This window comes from Flavobacterium psychrophilum, assembly GCA_001708385.1.
In the GTDB taxonomy this organism is placed as follows: domain Bacteria; phylum Bacteroidota; class Bacteroidia; order Flavobacteriales; family Flavobacteriaceae; genus Flavobacterium; species Flavobacterium psychrophilum_A.
In genome coordinates, this window is record CP012388.1 from 2,174,093 (window position 1) to 2,199,223 (window position 25,131).

Sequence of the window (25,131 nt, forward strand, 5' to 3'; positions counted from 1 at the left end):
CAGAAACTAAAAATCGTTATATATTTGCACCGCAATAAAGGCATTACGCCAGTAAGCAAAACAAGTTCTTTACGACACATAATGTAATAAAATCTAACACTAGTTAGAACGTTACAACAACAATATACAGTTTCCTCCTTAGCTCAGTTGGTTAGAGCATCTGACTGTTAATCAGAGGGTCCTTGGTTCGAGCCCAAGAGGGGGAGCAACTAAAGGCTATCAGAAATGATGGCCTTTTTTTTTCATGGCTTCGTAGTTCAACGGATAGAATGGGAGTTTCCTAAACTTTTGATCCAAGTTCGATTCTTGGCGAGGCTACAAGACCGGAAAGGAGTGAGAAATCATCTTTTTTCCGGTTTTTTTTTATTTTGTAACTTTCTATGATCAATTTCTTAAATCATCTAATGAGGGTAAAAGTCAAGAAAAACCACAATCCGATTAACGAGAGGTTCACTATATACGATTGTATTAATAGTATTCCCTTTGAATTACAACTAGATAATTACGAAATGGGTTCCGGAATAATTTATGCCCGTAACCTGAATGATGGAAATTTTATTGAGTTTAATTTTGTAAAAAAATCAAAAATACTTTTTGGCATTCTGTTAGTGAGTGTCAATAAAGAAAATGTTGAAAGTGTAGACTACACACCATTATTTCCTAAGGATGATAACTTATATTTATGTTATATAGATGGACGTGTACCTATTAATACTTCAGCCCCGACTAAGATTCTAAAAGGTAATAGCTTTATTCAAATCTACTGGTCAGAGAATGTTTCCCAAATTAAATATTACAGGATAAGCGAAAAGTGTTCAATAGGATTAAACGATAATAACTATTTAGAATCGGTTGTAATAGAATCTATAGATAAGGAAACTATACACACCATTTTTGGCTATTAAAGCAGCTTTTTTATTTATATTCGTTTTTCTATTCAAGTAAAAATGGCATTAATCAATAATCAAATCATATAGCGGGAATAGAGAAACACATAAACAATCAAAACCTATGAACCCAAAAAGTATTTGTGCAATCGGACTATTCTTTTTTGTCCTGAGCTATATAATGTTCGCGCAGGGTTCTAAACTAGCATACTTTCAGAAGCCAATAGATTTTGCGCACTGGTTTAACCTCGTCGGCGCTATATTGCTTTTTTCATTTAACAAAGTATTTTCGAAGAACACTCTTAATACCACAGCAGCTTTTGTAACCACGCTAGGCATTATCGCTCATATAGGGCTATGTACCATCGACTTTATAATGTGGAGTTTCGGAAACGACGATATAGCGAGAACAGCATTAAGAGAACATATTAGCAATACCCCTTCCATTTTATATCCTTTTATAATAATTGGTCCATCGTTACTATTTGTAGGGTTAGCAATGCATGCCCTAAATTTTATTAAAGCCAATACAATACCTTCGTTAATGGTAATAATCGGAGCGCCTGCAGTAGGCTTTTCATTTTTTATAATAAAAAACGGAACTTACATGGTATTAAGCTGCCTGCTCTTTGCACTGGGATTATTGCTGCTTCTTTATAGAAAGGAAAAATAATTCGTGTAGTATTCACTTTCTCATCATCAATCAAAGCAGCTCATTTGGTTAAATTTTGTACAATTTGCAAAACCTGTTAAGGTAAAGGAAATCTGATCATGTATATGCTATATACTACTGATATTGACAACAAAATAAAGCAGGAAAGTTTGCCTATGAATTTTACCGATATAAAAGAATTAAATATCGCTGATATAAGTGTAGACGAAAAATAAGGTAAATCTCCATTAATTGTATAAAAAAAGAGACCTTCCTAAGAAAGCCTCTTTTCCAATTGTTTGCAGTCGGTTTATTAAGCCGCAACTTCTTTTATAAATTCACCGTTATTTTTGTAATAAGCGGCTACGTCTTTACCATCTTTAGTAAGTACTAATTTGTACTCAGATCCGTCTTCAGCTTTTAGTGCTTCAACCAACGAATATCCCTGGTACTTAGCTACCGCTTCTTTTAGTACTTCCGGGGCAATCTCTGCCTGCTGTACTTTAGTATATTCTTTTTCCTGATCAGCAGAAGCTGTCGTAGCAGGGGCTACTGTAGCTGCTGTTGCAGGCGCTGTAGAAGGTGTTGTTTGTGTTGTTACCGGTACTTGTGTTGCTGGAGTTTGTGCATTTACTGCTAGTCCTAAAACTAATGCAGCTGCTAAAAATAAATTTTTCATAATCTTATATTTTATATTGTTGTTATCTGCTTATAGTTAATGAAAGAACCATACCACAGCAATCAAAAACACCTAAATACTTTATTTACAGGCAAATAAACATTTTGTAAATGGCTGTTTTTCTGAGGAATTCCACAGATTTTTGTAGAACGTCCACAAAATATTAGCGTTTTTGCCATATGGCAAATAATGATGTACCCTCATTTATTACCTTTATTGTATGGAACAGATTATAAACAAGCTGCTGCAATTTGGAAATTTAAACCCGCAGCAAATAGAACTCATAACACAGCATGCAGCTGAACTTCATATTAAAAAGGGAGAATACTTTTCTGAGGCAGGGAAAATTTCAAAACGGGTAGGCTTCTTAACCGATGGTGTATTCCGTATATGTTTCTACGGAAAAAAGGGTGAAGACTTTACGCGCTACTTTATAATAGAAAATATGTTTGTGGTAGACCTTGACAGTTTTTATAACGAGATACCATCCTCTGTATATGTAGAGGCCGTCACCGATTGCACCTTAATTATTTTTGAAAAAGCAGATTTTCACCATCTTGCCAATACTATAATTGGCTGGAATGAGATATTCACTAAAATATCCACCAGTGCGCTTGGTTTTAAAGCCCGCGCCAGCAGTGTCATGCTCACACAGGATGCCTCGGAACGTTATCTTGCTTTCTTAACCCAATATCCGGGCCTGGCAAACAGGATACCACTTTCTAACCTGGCCTCCTATCTTGGTATTACACAGTCTTCCTTAAGCAGGATCAGAAAAAACATCTGATCATTGCTTTTTGCCAAATGGCAAAATTTTATTTGCTGCGCTGCTTCACCTTTGCATTATAATCTTAAAAGATGATACAATGAAAAAAACAGCATTAATTACCGGAGCCAATAAAAGCATTGGTTTTGAAACAGCAAAGCAACTGCTGGCTTTAGGATATAAAGTATTTATTGGCAGCCGCGATAAAGAAAGAGGACAAAAGGCTATAGACGAGCTTAACGCCGAAGGTTTTGACGATGTAGAAGTAATTCAGATAGAAGTAACCGATGAGGCATCAATAAATAATGCAGCAGCAGTACTTTCAGAAAAGATTCCCCATCTTGATGTGCTTATTAATAATGCCGGTATCCCGGGCATATTTCCGCAGGAGGCCAGCCAGGTATCTCAGGAAAATATTCGCGCTGTATTTGACACTAACTTTTTTGGGGTGATACAAACCACACAGGCTTTTCTTCCGCTATTAAAAAAATCAGATGAGCCACGCATCGTAAATGTATCAAGTGACCTGGGTTCTTTGGGAAATCACACTAACCCTGACTATGATCATTATGATGTTAAGCTTACAGCTTATTGTTCTTCTAAAACTGCACTTAACGCCTATACTGTTATGTTGGCTTACGAACTGAGAGACACTAACTTTAAAGTAAATAGCGTAAACCCCGGATATACGGCAACCGACTTCAATCACCATCAGGGTCCTAAATCGGTACAGGAAGGTGCCGAACCTATTGTTAAATACGCTACTATAGGAAGCGACGGCCCAACAGGAAAATTCTTTAGTGATTTTGGTGAAACACCTTGGTAAAATAAAAAAGTCCGCACTACGCATGGTGCGGACTTTTTCTCTATAAATCAGATGATAATTAATGTATAAAGAATAGGTTGGCTATAATCACAGCTATATTAAAAAGGACTGTGAATAGTAACATATTAAAAACAAACTTTGGTTTCATTTGTGCCAGTACAGTTCCGTTAAATATACTGGTAAGTATAATTACAAAGAACAACTGAATCATTTGATATAATGAATTTCCGTGGTGCAGTACTAGCATTGCTGCAAATCCGCCCAAAGAACTCTGGCCTAATATAGCAAGCGTGTTAAACCCCATGAAACCTCTTGTATAACTGTCTAAATATTTTTGATAAGTGCTCATAACTAAGTGTATTAAATTTTACCTACACAAATTTACCTCGCTTACCTTCAGCAGATTATGATATTTATCATGTTCTAAAAACTATTTATATTTTATATATAGTTAGTAAAACAAAAGCCGCTTAGTTAAGCGGCTTTTGTTTTTGAATGATTGATGCTGAACCCAATTAAGACCTGTCCCAGAAAAAAGGCGGTTCAACGCCTAGCGCACGCAGGTAAACATAGCCCTGCCCACGATGGTGAATCTCGTTGTCTATAAAATAAAATAGTGTGCTGCATACTGTACCCGGATACATACCAAAAGCAAGTACAGCTTTAGTAAAACGTTCCGGTGTCAGCTGTTCCCAAAGCCTGTCTATCTGTTGTGTCGTTTCATCCCAAAGTATAAGTAGTTCTTCCTTAGTCTTCGGCATGCCTTCTCCCGAGTGGTGCGGCAGGTCTTTCATGGCTGTCCATTTATCGGTAACCAAACCTATCATCCCGGGATTAGACAGGTCAATTATCTCCATTACCAGGTCGGCAAATGTTCGCATCCCTCCTATAGAAAAGGTAAACAAGTCTTTTTCAGGAAAGGCCTCAATCACTTTTCGGGTTAATCCCCTGTGCCCCTGCCAATGCTTTAATAAAATGTCAGATGTCATTACTGTTACTGTTGTTGTCTGAGTTTCCATGATGTCTTCGTTTAAAAATTAATGGTTGATATTTTATTCTGATACAAATTTAGGGGTGGTAAGTGACAGCCCTATGTCAGCAGGATTTTGCAATTGCGTATTTTTTTTCAACCGAAAACGATTTTTAGTAAAAAAGGACAATAATATGGTTGATTTGTACAAGTAATTGTTTGGCTATTAACATCTTTGTAAGACAATTTTTATTGAAATTTGTATATCTAAAATTCTCTATATGCAAACAACAAATAATCTGCAGCAGGCTTTTCCGCAGGAAAAAGATATCCCCGAGAGCGTAAGGCTGTCTCAGCCACTGCATCAAAAACGCATACTTATTAATGGTGAATTCCTCCCGTGGGAAGGACCCGTACATACTGTATACTCGCAAATATTCGTAAAGAAGGACGGACAGGAAGCTGCACCGCTCGAAATAGGAAGTTACCCGCTTGCCACCGAAAAAGAAGCGAGCCTGGCACTGGAAGCGGCTTTAGCCGCGCACGACTACGGTCGAGGCGAATGGCCATCTATGGGTGCCGAAGGCCGTATTAAAGCTTTAGAAGGCTTTACAAAAGGACTGAAAGAGCATCGCGAAGAAATTGTAAAACTCATTGTATGGGAAATTGCTAAAAGCGTGGCAGACGCCGAAAAGGAATTCGACCGTACTATCGAATACATAGAGGAAACGATCAAAACAGTGAAACAACTGCACAATGAATCTTCTATGTTTAAAGTTACCAGTGGTTTTATCGGGCAGATAAAAAAACTACCTTACGGCGTAGTGCTTTGTATGGGTCCGTTTAACTATCCGCTTAACGAAACCTTTACCATGCTTATACCGGCACTTATCAATGGTAACTCGGTACTATTCAAACCACCAAAATATGGCACGCTGTTGTTCAATCCGCTGTTAGACCTGTTTAAAGAACATTTCCCTAAAGGAGTTGTAAATACAGTGTATGGACGCGGACGAGACATTGTTCCGTTCCTTATGGAATCGGGCAAGATAGATGTGTTGGCACTTATAGGTTCAAGCCGTGTGGCAGACAGCCTTAAAAAAATGCACCCTAAATCAAACCGACTTCACGCCGTATTGGGACTTGATGCCAAGAACGCAGCTATAATATTGCCGGATGCCGATTTAGAAGCTACCGTAAAAGAAGTGGTTACAGGTACGTTATCGTTCAACGGGCAGCGTTGTACCGCCCTTAAAATACTTTTTGTACATTCATCTGTAGTAGATGAGTTCAACAAACTACTGGCTGCAGCTATAGACAAGCTGCCATTAGGTATGCCATGGGACAAGGGTGTTGCTATTACCCCACTTGCGGAACCCGAAAAACCGGGTTACCTAAAAGAATGCATAGACGATGCTATTGCACATGGTGCTAAAATCATCAATGCTGAAGATGGAGGAGGTAATCAGGGGTATTCGTTAATGAAGCCTGCTATACTGTACCCGACAAATCGCGATATGAAAATTTATTGGGAAGAGCAGTTTGGCCCGGTTATTCCGGTTGTAGCTTTTGATGATGAACTTGCTCCTGTAGATTATGTAACCGAATCGAAATACGGAATGCAGGCAAGTATTTTTAGTGAAAACCCGGAACGCATTTCATTCTATATCGATCAGCTTGCAGGACAGCTGGGCCGTATCAATATTAATGTACAATGCCAGCGCGGACCTGATACCTTCCCGTTCAACGGGCGTAAAGATTCTGCCGAAAATACTTTATCTGTATTTGAAGCACTTAATGCATTCTCTGTAGACTCTGTAGTGGTTACCAAACAAACACCATCTAACGAAGCGCTGCTTCATGAGATACTGGTATCTGAAAGTTCACACCGACTGAATAATAAGGTAATTTTCTAAGCTTAAATTTTTAAATACTGAAACCGCCTTCGAAAGAGGCGGTTTTTATTTTATAAAAGTAATTAATTGCTAATTTTTTGAACGCTCTTTCCGCGCTACCTCAACAACAATATCTTTCGTAATTACATATACCGTATCTTCTTCAGAAGGTTCCATAACATACGTACCCGTAAATTCGCCAAAAGCAGGAAGAATGATCTGATTTGGGGTACGGAAGAAACACGGTAGCTTTAAGAACTGCCTCCCTGATCCTGCCAATAGTACCGCCGGGTGTATATGTCCCGAAATGGTGTAATAATCTTCACGTTCTTCAGGATTGTGTGTCAGCAGAAAACCGCCAATCGTCCATTCGCTTACAACGGTTACACCCAGTTCCTCATACTTAATGGGCGAAATAATATCGTGATTACCCGCAACAAGTATAACCGGAAGTTGTGTCCGGTTTACCCATTCGGTGAAAAGATCCCATTCGTTGTTTAAGGTACTGTGAAAAAGGTCGCCTAAAAAGCAAATGCTTTCGGGATTAAAATATTCCACGGCACTATCCAGCTTGATAAAATTCTTAAAAATAGCGTTGCCCGGCAATGCTGATCCATATTTCCTAAAATGAGATATCTTGCCCAAATGCACATCGCTTATTAAAAGCATGCGTTTTTCTACCCAGTACATAGCCCCCGAGCAGTGCAGTACAAATGTATTATTGTTTATAGTTGTTTCTAATGTCATTCTTATTTACTAACCTGTAAGGTCTGGAATACCCAGTAGGTTTAAATATTTTACACCTACAGGTTTTAAAACCTTGCAGGAGATTATACTTACTTGTGTTGATGCCAAATATTAAAATGAAGTCCCCTCTACCAATAAGAAGATTATTAACTCCCCTTCATATAACTCGCCGTCATTTTTTGTATTCTTTCTGCCAGGGTTTCGCTGGTAAGCCTTTCGCGCAAACGGTCGGTTATTATAGGGAAGCTAAACGGCGTTGGCTTATCGCATTGCTTCCACACTATTTCCTGCTGCTTTATACGCTCCAACGCCATTAGCAAACGGCCTTCTTCCAACTGATGTTCGAAGGTTTCACGATAGGCCTGCTGAAATAATAAATTCTCTGGCTCATAATCGCGAAACACCTCAAATATAAGCTGCGAACTGCTTTGCAAATGTTTAGTCTTTACAACCTTGCCCGGATAGCCCGTAAACACCAATCCTGCTATCACGGCAATATCCCGGAATTTTCGCCTTGCCATTTCTGTCGCATTAAGGCTGGCCTGCAAATCCTGGTGCAGGTGTAACGGCGTAAAAAGTTCGTTATCCAGCACCTGTTGCATGTCTATTTCTTTATCCGATAATAATTCAAATCCGTAATCATTGTATGCCAAAGAGAAAGTTATAGGCATAAGCAAGCTTATTCGGTAGGCCATCAAACTTGCCAGTGCTTCGTGTACATATCGCCCTTCAAACGGATAAAATATCGCATGAAAACCTTCCCGGGTCTTAAACGTTTCTATTAGAAACTCATCTGCTGTTGGCACGATCGATTCCTTTCGCTGACGCTTGAACATCGGCGCAAGCGATTTCAGCTCTGTCGACATATTGGTGCCGTTTGCTGCATATAATTCTTCCCGAAGCAGTTCACTCATTTGTGCCGATAGCGTCATACGCCCACCCATCCAGCTGGCATGCTGCGCTTTGGCACCGGGGTCGGCACGGCGCACTAAAACTTCCATATTCTTTATACGGTATAGCTCCAGTTTACGCCCTGCAAAAATAAATACATCGCCAGGGTTGAGCTTAGAGATAAACCATTCTTCTATCGTGCCCAAAAATCCGCCGCCGAGAAATTTTACATTCATTACAGCATCGCCAACAATGGTTCCCATTTGCATACGATGGCGCAAAGCAATGGTTTTACTGTTCACTTTAAATTTTCCGTCGGCTTCAATCTCTACCTTTTTATATTCGTCATACGCCTGAAGGCTCTGGCTTCCTTTGGTAATGAAATTAAGGCAAAATTGCCATTCGTCTTCGTTAATCCCCTGAAAGCAAAACGTATCTTTCACTTCTTTAAATATCTGGTCAGGATAAAACCCGTCCGATACTGCCAGCGTCACGAGGTACTGTACCAACACATCCCAGCTGTTAAGGTACGGCACACGGTCTTCTACTACAATCTCCTGAACTGCCCTGCGCAAAGCTGATGCCTCAACCAATTCTATAGCATGGGTTGCCAGAAAGTAAATATTACTCTCCTGCCCCGGACGGTGGCCACTACGCCCTGCACGCTGCAAAAAGCGTGCTACACCTTTAGGCCCACCTACCTGCACTACGGTTTCTACAGGAGCAAAATCTACGCCTAAGTCAAGGCTCGAGGTACATACAACGGCACGCAACTGTTCATCGCGTATGGCCTGTTCTACCCATTGCCGGGTTTCGCGGCTTATGCTGCCGTGATGCATAGCCATATCACCAGCAAACTCAGGATATTTCTCTAGCAGTTTCTGATACCATATTTCGCATTGTGCACGCACGTTTGTAAATATCAGCGTAGTACGGCTTTGCTTAATGATCTTTGCAACCTCATCTACAAGATGCAACCCCATATGCCCGCGCCACGGATAAGCATCCATCTTTTCGGGGATTACTGAAAGTACATTTATCTTTTTATTGATGTGTGCCCTTATAAGTGTCGAATTTTTCAGGGCTTCAGAGTCGGGACCAAGCAGTACTTCCATTGCCTGTTGAAGGTTACCAATAGTGGCTGATATTCCCCATATGCGCATTTTTGGCGCAACGGTTTTTAAACGGGATAAAGCCAGTTCTACCTGCACACCGCGCTTTGTACCCAATAGCTCGTGCCATTCGTCAATAATTATGGCAGTGCACCCTTTAAATACCGCATCATATCCTTTAGATGCCAGCAATAGCTGAAGGCTTTCCGGAGTTGTAATCAGCAGGTCGGGCATTTTGGTTTTCTGGCGGCTCCGCTCGGTTGAAGAAGTATCACCTGTACGTACACCAACAGTTAATTGTGTACCCAGATCATCGGCAACACGTTCGGCGGCCTGTTTTATTTCTATAGACAACGCGCGAAGCGGGGTAATCCAAATGGCTTTTAGCCCAGGTTTATGCTTTGTTTTATACTCAGGATTCTTTTTGATATAGTCCATTACCACAGGAAACCACATGGCATAGGTTTTACCGCTACCGGTAGGTGCGTTAAGCAAGCCGTGTTTCCCTTGCAGGAAAGCGGTCCAGGTTTGTGTCTGAAACGGAAAAGGTTTCCATCCCCTGCCTTCAAACCAGCCGTTAGCAATATCAAATAGTTGTTCCCTGTTCATTTGTTATAGTTTTGCCACAAATTGTATTAATTTCAAAAATCATAGTGTGACGCAATTAGTGTAATTCGTGGCTTATCTTACTTCGGTATCATATTTTTCAGATCGTCAATAGTGTTTGCATCATCTATATTTTTATCAAGTCGCCAACGTAATATCCGCGGAAAGCGTGTTGCTACCCCGCTTTTATGCCTCCCGGAAAGCGATATGCCTTCAAAACCTATCTCAAACACCAGTTTAGGAGTTACGCTTCTTACAGGGCCAAAACGGTCGAGCGTATTTTTTTTAATGAAGTCATCTACCTGTCTAAATTCGGCATCGGTAAGTCCGCTATATGCTTTTGCGAAAGTCACAAGTTCTTTTGTGCCATCTTCATTGGTCTGCCAAAGGGCAAACGTATAATCAGTAAACAGGGTAGAGCGTCTTCCGCTTCCGCGCATAGCGTAAGTAAGTACGGCGTCTATAGCAAACGGATCTAGTTTCCATTTCCACCAATCGCCTTTTTTACGACCGACGAGATACGGAGAGTCTTTCCGCTTAAACATCAGCCCTTCGCTTCTAAGTTCGCGTGCCTGTTGCTTTTCGCGCTGGGCATCATCCCAACTATCAAATGCTATGCGTTCTGAAAGCTGTAACGGAATCGCAAAGGTTTTTACCTGTTCGTATAATTGCTCCAGTAGTTGCCTTCGTTCCTCGTATGGCTTCTGACGGATGTCTTCACCATTCCATTCCAACAAGTCATAGGCTTTAATAATAACGGGCGTCTTTTTTAGCAGTGCCGGTGAAACTGTTTTTCTTCCTATCCTTGTCTGCAAATCGTTAAAGGTACCAATGTTGTCATCCACCCAAGGCAGTATTTCGCCATCTATAACGGTACCGTCAGGAATTATACCCAAAAAATTATTGAACTCGGGGTACTTATCGGTTACCAGTTCTTCACCACGGCTCCACACATATAGTTGCCCTTCGCGGATAATAGTCTGCGACCGAATTCCATCCCATTTATGTTCGGCACTCCATTGCGAAACATCGCCTAGCGATTCGGGCTCGCCCTCTATGGCATACGCCAGATAGAACGGATACGGTTTTGAAAGGAAGTCCTGCGCTTTCTCATCGAGCACCAGATTTTGGAATGAAATACGATTCGGATCCCAGTCGCCCATAAGCTTATAAGCCAGAATATCTTCATCAACCCCAGTAGCTTTAGAAAGGGCACGGGTCATCAGTTTCTGGCTTACGCCGATTCTAAAGCTACCTGTAATAAGTTTAGTAAACACAAAACGTTCGTAATAATTCAGTGCCAGCCAGTTCGTGTGCAGGTACTCCCGCTTTTCATCATCGGGTTTCTTCTTGAGTGCAATCATTTCCTGAACATATTCGGTCAGGCTTTTATCAGAATGCTCTTTAGTTGTAGGGATTACCAATGCGATAGTCTCGGCAAGGTCGCCCACAATGTGATACGATTCCTCAAAAAGCCAAAGCGGAATATTTGCCAGTTCTGTAGCCCACATACGCAGTAGCGTAGTATTTACCGGGCGTGGCGGACGCCGGTGTGAAAGTATCGCGATTGTCCATACTCTATCGGTATCACCGGCATTGCGAAAGTATTCCGTTAAGGCATCAACCTTAACCGATGTTTTATTAGAGCTGTCGAGCGCTTTTATGAGTTCTGCAAAATTCTTCATAGCTCACCTCCTTCTTCACTAACTTCTGTCGGCGTTTTGGTTTCCGCTTCGCCTTCATCACCTTCATATTGAGTTTGTTCGGTACGCGCATCATAACCCTGCTCGCGCAGGTAAGCCGAAAATATATCGCTGTAACCGTGAGTACAAATTATTTTCTCTGCCCCTGTGGCTTTAATGCTTTCCAGTAATCCCTGCCAGTCGCAGTGATCGCTTAGTACAAAGCCTTTATCTATAGCCCTTCTGCGCCTCGCACCACGAAAAGCCATCCATCCGCTCGCCGACCCGGTTACGAAGGGTGTCATTTTTCTTATCCATGTACTGCCATGCGCACTAGGCGGTGCAAGTACAATTGAACCAAGTAAATCGTCTTTTTTAGTATCGCGTGTTACCAGTGTAGTGGGTGGAAAATCGACCATAGTACGCAGTACTTCCGTCATGTTTTCAACAGCGCCGTGCGTGTATATTTTGCCAATATCGGTATCCAGGTATTTAAGCAATCGCTGAGCCTTACCTAATGTATACCCAAATAGCACAGACGTTTTGCCTTCTGCCTTATTTTGCGCCCACCAGTTATTAACGTCGGTCATTACCTCAGCCTGTGGCAGCCACTTAAAAGCAGGAAGTCCAAAAGTATTCTCGGTAATAAAGGTGTGGCATTTAACCACTTCATACGGAGTAGATATTCCGTCGTCTTCGGTTTTGTAGTCGCCGGTAAACACCCATACTTCGCCTTTGTATTCAACGCGTATTTGCGCACTGCCAATAATATGGCCCGCAGGATGAAACGAGAATTTTACGCTGTTAATGGTAAATGTTTCTCCCCAGTCTTTACCGGTTACATTAATATCACCAAGCCTGTGCTTAATAATAGGCACGTTCATATGATGGGTAATGTACTGCTTGTGCCCCCACCGCGAGTGATCGCTATGCCCATGCGTAATAATGGCGTTATCCACCGGACGCCATGGGTCGAGGTATACATTGGCCTGAGCGCAATAGATACCTTTATCGTTGAAAGCCAGCAGGGGTTGTTTCATACCGTTGTTGTTGAGTACTTATAAAGTTACAACGGTACTATTTATTTATGGAGGGGCTTTCAGGGAAGTTTAACTTTTATATATCTTTTGGCCTCACCTCCGAGCCTTTCCAAAGCAGGGGAAATGAGAATACGTATATTATCGTTCCGGATGCTCTAAAAGGTAATCCTTAAGCATTTCGTCTATCGTTTGATAATACTTCGCAAGTGCTTCTGCATCTACATCCGGATGTTCAAAAGTAGGCAGGGTGTCTTCTACTTCGCTAAGGTATTTAGAAAGCTCAGGGTATTTTTCCTGTATAAGTATCGTTATCTTAAGTATTTTTTCGGTGAGTTCTTTTTTGCTTTCCATAACTATAGGTTTTGAGTATACTGTAAATTTAGTAATAAATTTTATGTGTTATTGACCTTTGCAGTATCCTAAATTTTTCTTAACAAAATTACATTGTCAAAGGAGTTGGATTTACCTTTACGTGAACACAAAATCTTACTACTATGAAAACCTTCCAAAAATTACTGGTTGCAATAGCGTTTATCGTTTCTACCGGCGCGAGTGCGCAAGTATCGGTAAATGTAAATATAGGCACACCTCCGGCATGGGGACCTTCCGGATATACCGAGGCGCGCTACTATTACCTACCTGATATCGAAACGTATTATGACGTAAATACCAGTGAATACATTTACCTGACCAATGGCAAATGGATGCGTACTGTAACAGTGCCTGCTCCTTACAGAACATATAACTTTTATAACGGATATAAAGTTGTAATGACAGACTATCGCGGTGCGACACCTTACACGTATTATAATACATACAAGGTAAAATACCCTAAAGGTTATAAAGGAAAACCACAGAAAAATATTGGTGTGCCTCCCGGCCATGCTAAAAAAATGGCGGCAGGCCCCAACGGTGGAGGGAAAGGAAAGGGACACGGGAAAGGTCACGGCAAGGGCCATGATAAAGGGAAACACTAAATCGGCTAAGGCCGATTTTTTTATATTACAATATGATCGGTATTGCTAAAATTTTCTTAACGAAAAAGTATTGGCACAAAAGTTGGTTTTAGCATCATAACTAATAATCTAAATCGAGAGATCATGAAAACGTTTCAAACATTGCTGATAGCAATAGCGTTTATAGCTACCGGCAGCACTCAGGCACAGGTTTCCGTTGGCCTAAATGTAAATATTGGTTCGCCACCGGCATGGGCTCCCCCACCGCCTGTACACACAGAAGTACGTTACTACTACCTGCCCGAGATACAAACTTACTATGATGTTAACACCAGACACTATATTTACCTTGACCGTGGCCGATGGGCACGCCGCACTTACCTGCCAGTTGCCTACAGAGACTATAACCTTTACCGCGGTCCCAAAGTAGTTGTTGAGAACTATTACGGCGCCACACCTTACACCTATTACAAACCTGTAAGGGTAAAACATTACAGGCCTGCTCCAAGAGTGGTTAAGCATTACGATAAACACCACGGACACCACAAAAAACACAGAGGTCCCGACCGTCATCACGGGCATCATGGAAGACATTAACGTAAAAACCGGCTTAGAGGCCGGTTTTTTTGTGAAGTTAAATTTCTCTTATCCCTATCTGTTTGAAAAATTGATATGTTCCATCATACATATTTTGTTTCCGTGTAACATCGGTGTTGTCTCCGTTTGGAATATATAAAATCATTCCCTGTCTTGCTCTAGTCAAAAGCACACGATATGAGTTAAATAGATAATTGATTATTTCCACGCTACCAATATTCTGCCATTTAGTACCTTTGAATTTTTGATAATTCCATCTATCATCAGAATAATACAAATCTGCATCCCATGCGACACAAGTCCAGTCCAATTCTAATCCTTGAATATCAAATTCCGTAGCGACCTCTTCTAAAAATGACGACGATCTTATATCATTCTTATCATTAAGAAACCATTTCGGAGCGTCAACTTTTACCTTAACATTCAACCCAATCGGTCTCAACCTGATAGCTCCAGAGGAAGCAATTATACCAATCCTTTCATTACCTTTAGCTTTAGATTTTAACCATCCCTTCGCAATAGCTAAATCTCTTGTTAGCATAATTGGATATTGTTTTATTATAAAATCTAAATAGATTTTTCTAGCAGCATTAGCATCATTACTAATTAACTTTTGAATAAAATTTGACAACTGAGCGCTACGGAACGACCTCAAAGAAACTGATAAATGAAGTTCTTCCTTTTTTACAGCATTATCCTCTAAAATTTTAAGCACCGACGATTTTTTTATATAGTTTTCATCTTCAATAATCTTAGACGAATAATAAATACTCCAATCTTTAAATTTATCTGAGAATGGTCTAATCCATTCTTCCAATCCTGCTTCACCAGTGTTAATTTCTTGCCCACCACCAATTAAGCAAATTATTGTACACCAATCTTTATGCCTATCCATCACTTCAATTAGAAATTCAGGCTCGGACTTATTAAAATCAGAATATCCTTTATTCCTTTTCATAAAATTTGAAGCCTGTTCTTTAGTCCAAGCTCGTTGGGCTTCATCGAATATCGTAACTTTTTCAATCGGAGCCTTAGAATCTCTAAGCGAAGCATCTCTAAAATGGTGTATGTTTTGAATAAACGATTTCACCTGCGATTTGGCCGATTCTTTAGTCAGTTGTTTACCTTCTATTTTGGATGATTCATATTTATCTCTAGCAAGAGCTTCTCTTAAAACGTCTACCAATGGTCCATTGCCTGATAAAAAGACTGCATGTTCTTCCTCATTATAATTAGACCTTAAATTAGCAATATTCAACCCTGCCAAAGTTTTCCCCGCTCCTGGCACACCTGTTACAAAACAAATCGATTTCTTCTTATGCAGTTTTGAATAGTCAATTATTTTAGAAATACATACTGACGTTAAAGCCAAATTTTCAGCTCCTGCATCATATCTAGCAATTTCTTCAACATTATGATTTTTATATAGAGCTGTTGCTGCCTCTATAATTGTCGGAGTAGGTTTGTAAATGGAAGTTACCCACTCTTGCACATTAATCTCAGTCTTATTTTGACTAAAGTACAATAGTGTACTCCGAATAACTTGTGCCAAGTTTTCGGAATTTGCATAGATCGTGTCGTATAAATTATCTAAGCTTTTACTATAAATGTTATTTACATCTGCAGCCGAATCTGCAATCAAAATTGGAATTAGAATCTTGTTATGACTTCCTTCATGAAAGTTATTTAAATCTAATGCATAATTGAACACTTGTTCCTGCCCATAATTACCATACTTTGAGGATCCTATTTTAAACTCTATAACGAAAATACAATTGTCAATAATTATAACATTATCAACTCGTTTACCCATTCTTGGAATTGAAAACTCAAAGTAAATTTCTCCATCAAAACCTACTAATTTTTTTTGAAGAGTTATAACTTGTGATTTCCAAGCGTTAGACTGCTGTATTATTAATTTATTTAAATCATAGTGACCTGAGATTTTCCCATAAATCTTATCAGCATCCTCTTTTAAAAAATCAGCTATAGAATTAGCATAGTAAGCCCTATTCATCAAACAAATCTTTGATATTTATACCCAGAGCTATTGCCAATTTTTCGATCACAATTATAGACACGTTTCTCTCTCCTTTTTCAATCGTAGGAAGATAGGTTCGGTCTATATCAGCTAAGTTGGCAAGTTTTTCCTGCGAAAGTCCTTTAACCTTTCTTAATTGTTTTATTCGAAGTCCAAATTTTTGCTTAATATCCATATTAACAAAATTTGAAAAATGTAGACTATAAAACAACGGAGTATAGTCGGGGTATTTTTATATTTGTATTTAATTTCAAGCAGCTGAAATGATAAATTTAAATACAAATATTCTATTCAATTATCTATATCGAGATTACAGCAACTACAAAAAGTATGGAAATGTGGTATTCAGTAATCCTAATAGCATCTCATTGCTAGATATCGAAAATACATTAAGAGGTTATTTTATTGACGGAGAGTATTTTGACGCAGCAAAAGTTGGATTACCTTTATTATTCTTCGAAGTTTCAAATATAGATGATCATGAACTACATGAATTTGAAAGCATTCAAACCACGAAAGATGAAACGTATTTTACAACTATCGAAGAGTTCCTCTCTAAACTCATATAAATGAAACGGCTGCGTTGCCTTGATAGACAATGCAGCCGTTTTGGGGGCTAAACAACCTAAGGATTACTGAAGATCGACTCTAAGCTTGTGGCCTGTGAAAGCCTCAATGGCTTCCTGATAATCGATCTCATCCCAATTGGTTTCTTCGTGTACACCCTCAAACTCTTTTGCCCAGGTAATAAACTCGGCAATGTCTGTTCTTGAATCTCCGGAGAAAAATCCTTTTTGTCCTGCAATAAACGCAATGTCTGCGATTGCTTCGAAGAGCTTGAAGTCTTCGACGGTGTGTTGTAAAGTGTTCATTTGATTGGTTTGATTTTGGTTTTTATTATTGATTGAGGTTGCAAATGTTGTAAAAATACCCGACACGCACACTATAAATGTTAAAGAATTTTACAACTTTAACACTCTCACTTACAGAAGGTTGTCGAACGTTTCTTACATTTTTTAACTTAATTTTATGATACAATTACTTTGCCAAAAATTTACGGAAAACCTCATTGTAAACCTTGCCTTACAGTGTTATAAACGCTGTAGTTTACATAAAGCAAAACTTAAACTTGTAACTTAATTAACCTCAACTTCTTAAAAACATTTTGTCACATGAGTAAAAAAATCTGATCAATGCCAAAAATGCATTATTATTGATTGTGAAATTTTTTGGTTAAAAATCATCATAACATTATCAATCCCCTAAAAATTACACGTACCGAAACAACCAATTAATATATTATTTAATTTTACCCCATAATTTATAGGGTAAAATGGAAAAGAAAATAGAAAAACGCTGGATTGTTGCTTTTTTAATCACCGCTGCTGTTGCTATAACCGGACTCTTTTGGGAACATGCAACAGTAACTGAGACGTCGTCACAATTTAATTCAACCGATGCTATTGTCCCTGCTGATGTCGCATGGCTGCTTACAGCTTCATGCCTGGTATTGTTAATGACGCCCGGACTGGCCTTTTTCTACGGGGGTATGGTAGGCAAAAAGAATGTAATATCTACCATGCTTAAAAGCTTTATCTGCCTGGGCGTCATAAGTTTACTATGGGTTGTAGTCGGTTTTAGCCTGTCATTTGGGAGTCCGCTTGGTATTGATATTGCAGGAACCCACTACGGGCTTATCGGAAACCCAACCGACTTTGCCTTTTTCGACTATGTAGACGAGCATCCGCATAAGCAACTTGCTACTACACTGCCTTTTATACTGTTTGCACTTTTCCAGATGAAATTCGCCATCATAACCCCTGCTATCATTACCGGGGCACTTGCAGAACGTATCCGTTTTATATCGTTCCTGCTTTTCATCTGCCTTTTCTCATTATTTATATATGCACCGCTATGCCACATGGTTTGGCATCCTAACGGATTATTGGGCAGCTACTTTGGCGTAAAAGACTTCGCCGGTGGAACAGTTGTACACATGAGTGCCGGGTTTGCCGCTATTGCCGGTGTATTATCGCTGGGTAAACGTAAAAATCTTGAATACATACCAACCAACATTCCGTTTGTATTATTAGGTACGGGTATGCTTTGGTTTGGATGGTTCGGCTTCAATGCCGGATCGGCACTATCGGCTAACCATACCGCTGCGATGGCTTTTGCTACTACAACTATAGCATCGGCTTCTGCTATGCTTACATGGGCCTTTTTTGATCGCCTTAACGGAAGAAAAGTTTCTGCGCTTGGTGCCTGTATCGGTGCCGTAGTCGGGCTTGTAGCTATTACACCTGCTGCCGGGTTTGTATCGGTGCCTAAAAGTATATTCTTTGGTTTTGCAGCTGCTATTGTATCGAACATGATGGTAAACTGGAAACCGCTTAAACGTATTGATGACACCCTTGACGTATTTGCCTGCCACGGTGTGGGAGGTATTATGGGAATGATACTAACTGCAATTTTTGCAGAAGGCGAAAACGCAAGCCTTATGCATGGCGGACTCAATATATTTGCCCACCACATGATGGCAATGGTTCTGGTTGCTGCTTTCTCTTTCTTTGGAGCAATGCTGCTGTATAAAGTCACAAACTGGTTTATACCGCTTCGTGTTTCGGAAGAAGCAGAACAACAGGGGCTGGATCTTTCGCAACACAATGAAATGCTGGGGTAATTTATACATCGGATAATTTTTATACTTTTAGCAAAAAGTTATCCGATGAAAAAATTATATCTTGTACTATCTGTACTATCGCTTTCTGCAACAACAGTATTTTTTTTCAAAGAAATTCCTATAAATACTGCAGATGAAACAAAAACCATCAATGTCTTTTTAGACACCTGGCATGCTGCTGCCGGTAAGGCCGACTATAATGCCTACTTTGATAAAATTGCTGAAGACGGTATTTACATAGGGACGGATGCTACAGAAAACTGGACGAAGAAACAATTTGAAGCTTTCTCTAAACCTTATTTCGACAAAGGTGCAGCATGGGACTTTAAAGCACTACAACGCAACATCTTTTTTAGTAAGGACGGAAAGACCGCATGGTTTAATGAGTTGTTAGATACGCATATGAAAGTATGCCAGGGATCTGGTGTGTTAGAAAAAGTTGGAAAAGAATGGAAGATTAAACAATACGTTTTGTCTATGACTTTTCCTAACGAAGCTATAGACGAAATCATCCCTGTAAAAGCAAAATATGAAGATGCTTTGATTGAGAAACTAAGGAAAAATAAATAATAATCTATTTAAAACATTATAGTCCTCACCCCAGCCCTCTCCAAAGGAGAGGGAGCCGAAACCGACAATTGGAACTCATTCAATTTGTAAACACTTGAGTGATGCTGCCCCGCTTTTCTTTGCAGAGGGCTGAGGCGAGGGAAAAGAGAAACGCAGATGAATCTATTGAATCATCTGCGTTTCTCTTATAACGTATATATTGTGTTTACTCTGCTTTTGCGCTTAAATGCTCAAGCATGTCGGTTGTCATAGCTGTTAGGTCAAAATCGTGTTTCCAACCCCAGTGTTCTCTTGCGCTGCTGTCGTCAATACTTTGCGGCCAGCTGTCAGCAATTTTCTGACGGAAGTCGGGAGCATAGTCAATTGTAAAATCAGGAATTTCTTTTTTAATAGCCTCTGCAATTTCCTTTGGAGTAAAGTCCATCGCGGAAAGGTTGTATGAAGAACGGATCTTGATGTTTTCTGCCGGAGCCTGCATGATCTCCACCGTTGCGCGAATAGCATCATCCATATACATCATTGGCAAACGGGTTTCTTCGCTTAAGAAACAGGTATATTTACCATCACTTAACGCTTTGTGGTAAATATCTACAGCATAATCTGTGGTACCACCGCCCGGAAGCGTAGACCAGCTGATAAGGCCGGGATAACGGATACTGCGGATATCTACACCATAGATGTTATGGTAGTATTCTGCCCAGCGCTCACCCGATTGTTTAGAAATACCGTAAACAGTAGACGGTTCCATAACCGTGTACTGTGGCGTATTTTGTTTTGGCGTTGTAGGGCCAAAAACGGCAATACTAGACGGCCAGAATATTTTTTTGATCTTACCTGCCTTGGCAAGGTTAAGCACGTGGAAAAGCGAGTTCATGTTCAAATCCCATGCAAATGCAGGATTTTTTTCGGCTGTTGCCGAAAGAAGTGCTGCCATCAGGTACACATCTTCTACACCATTTTGCTCAATTATAGTTTCAATCTGATTAAAATCAAGGGCATTAATTACCTCGAATGGGCCCGAAGCCACAAATTCAGGATCTCCTTTGCGTATATCCGACGCTATTACGGCGTCTGTTCCATATACATCCCTAAGTTTTTTGGTAAGCTCGGTACCTATCTGGCCACATGCGCCAATAATTAAAATCTTTGCCATAATTGTTGGTTTTAACGCCACAAATATACTGCTTTCGCATTATCATTTTCATTCTCTTATTACCCTGTTGTAACATTTTTTTGAAAGATTGTGATTTTAAAAGCCGCATCACTGCATTATCCTGAAAATTAAATTTAGTTTCAGCCTTACTGTAATATTGTAATTTATAGTAAGCATCATGTAAGAAGCACAAGCATTATTAAAACTTTCCAAAGAATTAACCCACGGCAACTGCATATTGGCCTAACATTTGTAAATTTGCTTTTTCAACCCTGAAACATGAAATACCTGAAACTCATTATGCTTTGCTGCACGGCAGTACTGCTTTTTTCGTGCAAAGATGACGAAGCACAACGCAGGGCCGAGACTGTAAAGACAGCTAAACAAAACGATTCTATACTAAAAGTAATAAGCGAAAACTGGAGGTTTAATGTAGCACCTGTTAGCCCAAAGGTTTCAGAATACTTAAATCCCTGGAACGAATGGCGCCAGTATATAGACGAGATAAGCCAGAAACCGACGGGCTCTCTTACTGCATACAAGGAAAAAACAAAAAACATTGTAAGCAAATCACAGCAGCTTAACAACAACATTCCTGCATTTTATAACAAGCCGCAACTACGCTCACGTATAGCTGTGCTTATTACAAAAACGCAATCGCTTTCAACGTATATTAACGTAGATGTTATTCCTGACAAAAAGGTAATAAGCCTGATAAAAGAGATTACTCACGAAACCACAGCATTACAAAATCAGATGGATGAGCTGGTTCGTAAAAGCGAAATACCAAAAGAAACAGGCGAAGAGGAAATGCTAAAAGCACTGGATACAGTGCGTATGGCAAACCCCGATATGTTGCCGCCACAATCGCAAACCACAACACCACGCCCTAACCCTGCCGCAATTATGGCAGGACGTAACAGAACATAACAGTGAAACCGGAAATTTTAGATAAATACAGCCAGTCGGCCAAAGTAAAACAGATAGCTGCAGCACTGCAGCAGCGTGAGAACAAAATTCATATTAAAGGACTTTTGGGCTCGGCACTGTCATTTATTATAGATCCGCTTTTCAGGCAGGCAGAACTGCCGTTTCTTCTTATCCTTAAAGATAAGGAAGAGGCTGCATATTACCTGAATGACCTGGAACAACTGGTTGGCGACCAGGATGTATTGTTTTATCCCGGATCATACCGCCGCCCGTATCAGATAGAAGAAACCGATAATGCTAACATACTTTTGCGTGCCGAAGTGCTTAACCGTATTAACTCCCGCAAAAAGCCTGCACTTATAGTATCATACCCCGAAGCACTGTTCGAAAAAGTAGTTACCCGTAAGGAACTTGAAAAGAACACCCTAAAAGTAGCTGTTGGCGATCAGGTTTCTATAGATTTCATAAATGAGGTATTATTTGAATACGAGTTTCGCCGTGTAGATTTTGTAACCGAACCCGGAGAATTCTCTGTTCGTGGGGGTATTGTCGATGTATTCTCTTTCTCTAACGATAATCCGTACCGTATAGAATTCTTCGGTAACGAAGTAGACAGTATTCGTACGTTTGATGTTGCTTCCCAGCTTTCGCTGGATAAAAAGAACAAAATTACAGTTATACCTAACGTTGAGAACAAGCAGTTACAGGAAAAGCGTGAAAGCTTCCTGGAATACATCAACGAAAAAACGGTTATTTTCATTCAGAATACCGATGCTCTTTTTACCCAGCTCGATGTTCAGTTTAAAAAAGCCAACGAAGCTTTCGACAAACTTTCTAAAGACATAAAGCACGCATCACCCGAAGAGCTATTCCTGAACCAGGAAACTTTTATAAAAAAGGCTTTAGACTTTACCATTGCCGAACTGGGTAGTAAAGCCATCTTTAAGACACAAAAAACTTTTGAATACCACATACAGCCGCAGCCGTCGTTTAACAAGCAGTTTGACTTATTGCTTAATAACCTGAGCGATAATCACGGTAATGGCTACAAGAACTATATATTTTGCAGTAACGAGGCGCAGGCAAAACGCTTTCACGATATTTTTGAAAGCCTTGACGAAGCCAACCATGAAGATATCCGTAAGCAGTATAAAACCATTGTTTTCCCTATCTATGAAGGTTTTATAGACGAGGAAAACCAGATTGCATGCTATACAGATCACCAGATATTTGAGCGTTACCATAAATTCAGTATTAAGAATGGCTACTCTAAAAAAGGTGCCATTACGCTAAAGGAACTTAACTCATTATCGGTTGGCGATTATGTAACCCACATAGATCACGGTATTGGTAAATTTGGCGGACTGCAAAAAATTCAGGTAGACGGTAAAACACAAGAAGCTATAAAACTTGTATATGCCGATAATGATATTGTATATGTGAGCATTCACTCGCTGCACAAAATATCTAAATACAACGGTAAAGACGGTACACCGCCAAAAATATACAAACTGGGCAGCAATGCCTGGAAAGTGCTTAAGCAAAAAACCAAAGCGCGTGTTAAGCACATTGCGTTCAACCTTATTCAGCTGTACGCAAAAAGAAGGCTTGAAAAAGGCTTTCAATATGCGCCAGACAGTTATCTTCAGGCCGAACTGGAATCGTCTTTTATTTATGAAGACACTCCCGACCAGATCACCGCAACACGCGACGTAAAAGCGGATATGGAGAGCGAACGACCAATGGATCGCCTGGTATGTGGCGATGTTGGTTTTGGTAAAACAGAGGTTGCCATACGTGCCGCCTTCAAAGCAGTAGACAATGGCAAACAGGTTGCTATTTTAGTGCCCACCACGATACTGGCTTACCAGCATTACCGCACCTTTAGCGAAAGGCTTAAAGACATGCCGGTAAACATAAGTTACCTTAACCGCTTCCGTACGGCAAAACAAAAATCAGAAACACTTAAAGGCCTTGCCGATGGTAAGCTTGATATTGTTATTGGTACTCACCAGCTGGTAAATAAAAACGTTCAGTTTAAAAACCTTGGGCTTTTAATTGTTGACGAAGAGCAAAAGTTTGGCGTTAACGTAAAAGACAAGCTGAAAACCATAGCCCAAAACGTAGATACCCTTACCCTTACTGCTACACCCATACCAAGAACACTTCAGTTCTCGCTTATGGCTGCGAGGGATCTATCTGTAATTACAACACCGCCCCCCAACCGTTACCCCATAGAAACGCATGTGGTAGGCTTTAATGAGGAAGTAATACGCGATGCTGTTTCGTACGAGATTCAGCGTGGCGGGCAGGTATTCTTTATCAACAACCGTATAGAGAATATTAAGGAAGTTGCCGGTATGATACAGCGCTTGGTTCCTGGTGCCAAAGTTGGCGTGGGGCACGGGCAGATGGACGGTAAAAAGCTCGAAGAACTTATGCTTGCTTTTATGAACGGAGAGTTTGACGTGTTGGTAGCCACTACCATCATTGAAAGCGGACTGGACGTACCTAATGCCAATACCATATTTATTAATAACGCTAATAATTTCGGACTATCTGACCTTCACCAAATGCGTGGACGTGTAGGCCGAAGCAATAAAAAAGCATTCTGCTATTTTATCACACCGCCCTATTCTGCAATGACAGATGATGCGCGTAAGCGTATACAGGCGTTAGAGCAGTTTAGCGAACTAGGCAGCGGATTTAACATAGCTATGAAAGACCTTGAAATTCGTGGCGCGGGAGATTTACTTGGTGGTGAACAAAGCGGATTTATAAACGAAATTGGTTTTGAAACCTACCAGAAGATCATGAATGAGGCCATTGATGAACTTAAAGAAAATGAGTTTAAAGACCTGTATGATGATGTGGAAGCCGAGACAGAAAAAGAATACGTAAAAGATATTCAGATTGATACCGATTTTGAACTATTGTTCCCTGACGAATATGTAAATAATATTACCGAGCGTCTTAACCTGTACAATGAGCTTGGATCGATTAAAGACGAGGAAGGCCTTGTAGCCTTTGAAGCCAAACTGGTTGACCGTTTTGGTGCGTTACCTAAACAGGCACAGGCGCTGCTTATAAGCATGCGCATAAAATGGATAGCCACCAAGATGGGACTCGAAAAACTGGTGCTTAAACAGGGTAAAATGGTTGGATATTTTGTAGGCGACCAACAATCAGACTATTATCAGTCGCCGGCTTTCCGTAAGGTGCTGCAATTTGTGCAAAGACACCAGACGCTGGCCAAAATGAAAGAGAAGCAAACCAAAAACGGACTCAGGCTGCTTCTTACTTTTGAAAATATCAAATCGCTCAAGAAAGCCCTGGATCTGCTGGAAATGGTGTTTGAAGTATAAGAAATTTACATCTTGTTAAAAGTTGTTAAAAGCCTTTATAAATTGGTTAAAAATAGGTTAAATCCTACTTTTTAGAAATAGTT

Annotated in this window: 23 protein-coding genes, 2 tRNA genes and 1 pseudogene; 14 read left to right on the forward strand and 12 right to left on the reverse strand. The window is 40.2% G+C overall.

Annotated features, from left to right (window positions below; genetic code table 11):
- Positions 1–132 precede the first annotated feature (132 nt).
- From ALW18_09360 to ALW18_09375, 4 genes are all read left to right on the forward strand, one after another.
- Positions 133–209: transfer RNA gene (locus tag ALW18_09360), tRNA-Asn, on the forward strand.
- Between the two features lie 37 nt (positions 210–246).
- A tRNA-Arg gene (locus ALW18_09365) sits at positions 247–321 on the forward strand.
- An 83-nt stretch (positions 322–404) separates the two neighbouring features.
- Positions 405–905 carry a hypothetical protein gene (locus tag ALW18_09370; protein AOE52698.1) on the forward strand — a complete coding sequence of 167 codons (501 nt, stop codon included), beginning with the start codon at positions 405–407 and terminating at the stop codon, positions 903–905.
- Positions 906–1,011: 106 nt separating this feature from the next.
- Complete coding sequence (locus ALW18_09375) at positions 1,012–1,560, forward strand: hypothetical protein (GenBank protein AOE52699.1); 549 nt, start codon at positions 1,012–1,014, stop codon at positions 1,558–1,560.
- Positions 1,561–1,852: 292 nt separating this feature from the next.
- Here ALW18_09375 and ALW18_09380 read toward each other — a convergent pair whose 3' ends face one another.
- Positions 1,853–2,218 carry a hypothetical protein gene (locus ALW18_09380; GenBank protein ID AOE52700.1) on the reverse strand — a complete coding sequence of 122 codons (366 nt, stop codon included), beginning with the start codon at positions 2,216–2,218 and terminating at the stop codon, positions 1,853–1,855.
- Positions 2,219–2,438: 220 nt separating this feature from the next.
- Here ALW18_09380 and ALW18_09385 point away from each other — a divergent pair, with 220 nt between their 5' ends.
- Both ALW18_09385 and ALW18_09390 read left to right on the forward strand, forming a co-directional pair.
- Positions 2,439–3,005 carry a cyclic nucleotide-binding protein gene (locus ALW18_09385; protein AOE52701.1) on the forward strand — a complete coding sequence of 189 codons (567 nt, stop codon included), beginning with the start codon at positions 2,439–2,441 and terminating at the stop codon, positions 3,003–3,005.
- A 79-nt stretch (positions 3,006–3,084) separates the two neighbouring features.
- Positions 3,085–3,810: a short-chain dehydrogenase gene (locus tag ALW18_09390; GenBank protein AOE52702.1), complete on the forward strand. Its 726-nt coding sequence runs from the start codon at positions 3,085–3,087 to the stop codon at positions 3,808–3,810.
- A 58-nt stretch (positions 3,811–3,868) separates the two neighbouring features.
- Here the strand turns inward: ALW18_09390 and ALW18_09395 are convergent, their stop codons facing one another.
- Entirely contained in the window at positions 3,869–4,159 is a 291-nt protein-coding gene (locus ALW18_09395; protein ID AOE52703.1) for a hypothetical protein, read from the reverse strand.
- A 166-nt stretch (positions 4,160–4,325) separates the two neighbouring features.
- Positions 4,326–4,829 carry a damage-inducible protein DinB gene (locus ALW18_09400; GenBank protein ID AOE52704.1) on the reverse strand — a complete coding sequence of 168 codons (504 nt, stop codon included), beginning with the start codon at positions 4,827–4,829 and terminating at the stop codon, positions 4,326–4,328.
- A gap of 232 nt (positions 4,830–5,061) precedes the next feature.
- On the opposite strand from ALW18_09400, the gene ALW18_09405 reads away from it, so the two are divergent.
- Entirely contained in the window at positions 5,062–6,696 is a 1,635-nt protein-coding gene (locus tag ALW18_09405) for an aldehyde dehydrogenase (protein AOE52705.1), read from the forward strand.
- Positions 6,697–6,765: 69 nt separating this feature from the next.
- Here ALW18_09405 and ALW18_09410 read toward each other — a convergent pair whose 3' ends face one another.
- The 5 genes from ALW18_09410 to ALW18_09430 form a co-directional block, all read right to left on the reverse strand.
- Positions 6,766–7,422 (reverse strand): metallophosphoesterase, encoded by a 657-nt coding sequence (locus tag ALW18_09410; GenBank protein ID AOE52706.1) that lies wholly within the window; start codon positions 7,420–7,422, stop codon positions 6,766–6,768.
- A gap of 146 nt (positions 7,423–7,568) precedes the next feature.
- Positions 7,569–10,034 (reverse strand): DEAD/DEAH box helicase, encoded by a 2,466-nt coding sequence (locus ALW18_09415; protein ID AOE52707.1) that lies wholly within the window; start codon positions 10,032–10,034, stop codon positions 7,569–7,571.
- Positions 10,035–10,111: 77 nt separating this feature from the next.
- Complete coding sequence (locus ALW18_09420; GenBank protein AOE52708.1) at positions 10,112–11,716, reverse strand: ATP-dependent DNA ligase; 1,605 nt, start codon at positions 11,714–11,716, stop codon at positions 10,112–10,114.
- Positions 11,713–12,753 (reverse strand): mRNA 3'-end processing factor, encoded by a 1,041-nt coding sequence (locus ALW18_09425; GenBank protein AOE52709.1) that lies wholly within the window; start codon positions 12,751–12,753, stop codon positions 11,713–11,715. Before ALW18_09425 ends, ALW18_09420 begins: the two co-directional genes overlap by 4 nt.
- Before the next feature lie 138 nt (positions 12,754–12,891).
- Complete coding sequence (locus tag ALW18_09430) at positions 12,892–13,104, reverse strand: hypothetical protein (protein ID AOE52710.1); 213 nt, start codon at positions 13,102–13,104, stop codon at positions 12,892–12,894.
- 143 nt (positions 13,105–13,247) lie between these two features.
- Between ALW18_09430 and ALW18_09435 the strand changes: the two genes are divergently transcribed.
- Complete coding sequence (locus tag ALW18_09435; protein AOE52711.1) at positions 13,248–13,730, forward strand: hypothetical protein; 483 nt, start codon at positions 13,248–13,250, stop codon at positions 13,728–13,730.
- 123 nt (positions 13,731–13,853) lie between these two features.
- The gene (locus ALW18_09440) at positions 13,854–14,306 is read left to right on the forward strand and encodes a hypothetical protein (protein AOE52712.1); all 453 of its coding nucleotides are present in this window, start codon (positions 13,854–13,856) and stop codon (positions 14,304–14,306) included.
- A 37-nt stretch (positions 14,307–14,343) separates the two neighbouring features.
- Here the strand turns inward: ALW18_09440 and ALW18_09445 are convergent, their stop codons facing one another.
- Positions 14,344–16,323, reverse strand: a complete 1,980-nt coding sequence (locus tag ALW18_09445) for a hypothetical protein (GenBank protein AOE52713.1) — start codon at positions 16,321–16,323, stop codon at positions 14,344–14,346.
- A complete protein-coding gene (locus ALW18_09450; GenBank protein ID AOE52714.1) occupies positions 16,316–16,522 on the reverse strand; it encodes a transcriptional regulator in 207 nt (68 codons plus the stop codon). Before ALW18_09450 ends, ALW18_09445 begins: the two co-directional genes overlap by 8 nt.
- A gap of 88 nt (positions 16,523–16,610) precedes the next feature.
- Here ALW18_09450 and ALW18_09455 point away from each other — a divergent pair, with 88 nt between their 5' ends.
- A complete protein-coding gene (locus tag ALW18_09455; GenBank protein ID AOE52715.1) occupies positions 16,611–16,916 on the forward strand; it encodes a hypothetical protein in 306 nt (101 codons plus the stop codon).
- Between the two features lie 63 nt (positions 16,917–16,979).
- On the opposite strand, the gene ALW18_09460 is transcribed toward ALW18_09455, so the two are convergent.
- Positions 16,980–17,285: a hypothetical protein gene (locus ALW18_09460; GenBank protein ID AOE52716.1), complete on the reverse strand. Its 306-nt coding sequence runs from the start codon at positions 17,283–17,285 to the stop codon at positions 16,980–16,982.
- A 395-nt stretch (positions 17,286–17,680) separates the two neighbouring features.
- Between ALW18_09460 and ALW18_09465 the strand changes: the two genes are divergently transcribed.
- Both ALW18_09465 and ALW18_09470 read left to right on the forward strand, forming a co-directional pair.
- Complete coding sequence (locus ALW18_09465) at positions 17,681–19,030, forward strand: ammonia channel protein (GenBank protein AOE52717.1); 1,350 nt, start codon at positions 17,681–17,683, stop codon at positions 19,028–19,030.
- Between the two features lie 45 nt (positions 19,031–19,075).
- Complete coding sequence (locus ALW18_09470; GenBank protein AOE52718.1) at positions 19,076–19,600, forward strand: hypothetical protein; 525 nt, start codon at positions 19,076–19,078, stop codon at positions 19,598–19,600.
- 205 nt (positions 19,601–19,805) lie between these two features.
- On the opposite strand, the gene ALW18_09475 is transcribed toward ALW18_09470, so the two are convergent.
- Positions 19,806–20,753 carry an NAD-dependent epimerase gene (locus ALW18_09475; protein ID AOE52719.1) on the reverse strand — a complete coding sequence of 316 codons (948 nt, stop codon included), beginning with the start codon at positions 20,751–20,753 and terminating at the stop codon, positions 19,806–19,808.
- A 279-nt stretch (positions 20,754–21,032) separates the two neighbouring features.
- Between ALW18_09475 and ALW18_09480 the strand changes: the two are divergent.
- Together ALW18_09480 and ALW18_09485 are read left to right on the forward strand one after the other, a co-directional pair.
- Positions 21,033–21,599: pseudogene (locus tag ALW18_09480) on the forward strand (hypothetical protein).
- Between the two features lie 86 nt (positions 21,600–21,685).
- The gene (locus ALW18_09485) at positions 21,686–25,048 is read left to right on the forward strand and encodes a transcription-repair coupling factor (protein AOE52720.1); all 3,363 of its coding nucleotides are present in this window, start codon (positions 21,686–21,688) and stop codon (positions 25,046–25,048) included.
- The last annotated feature ends 83 nt before the right edge of the window (positions 25,049–25,131 follow it).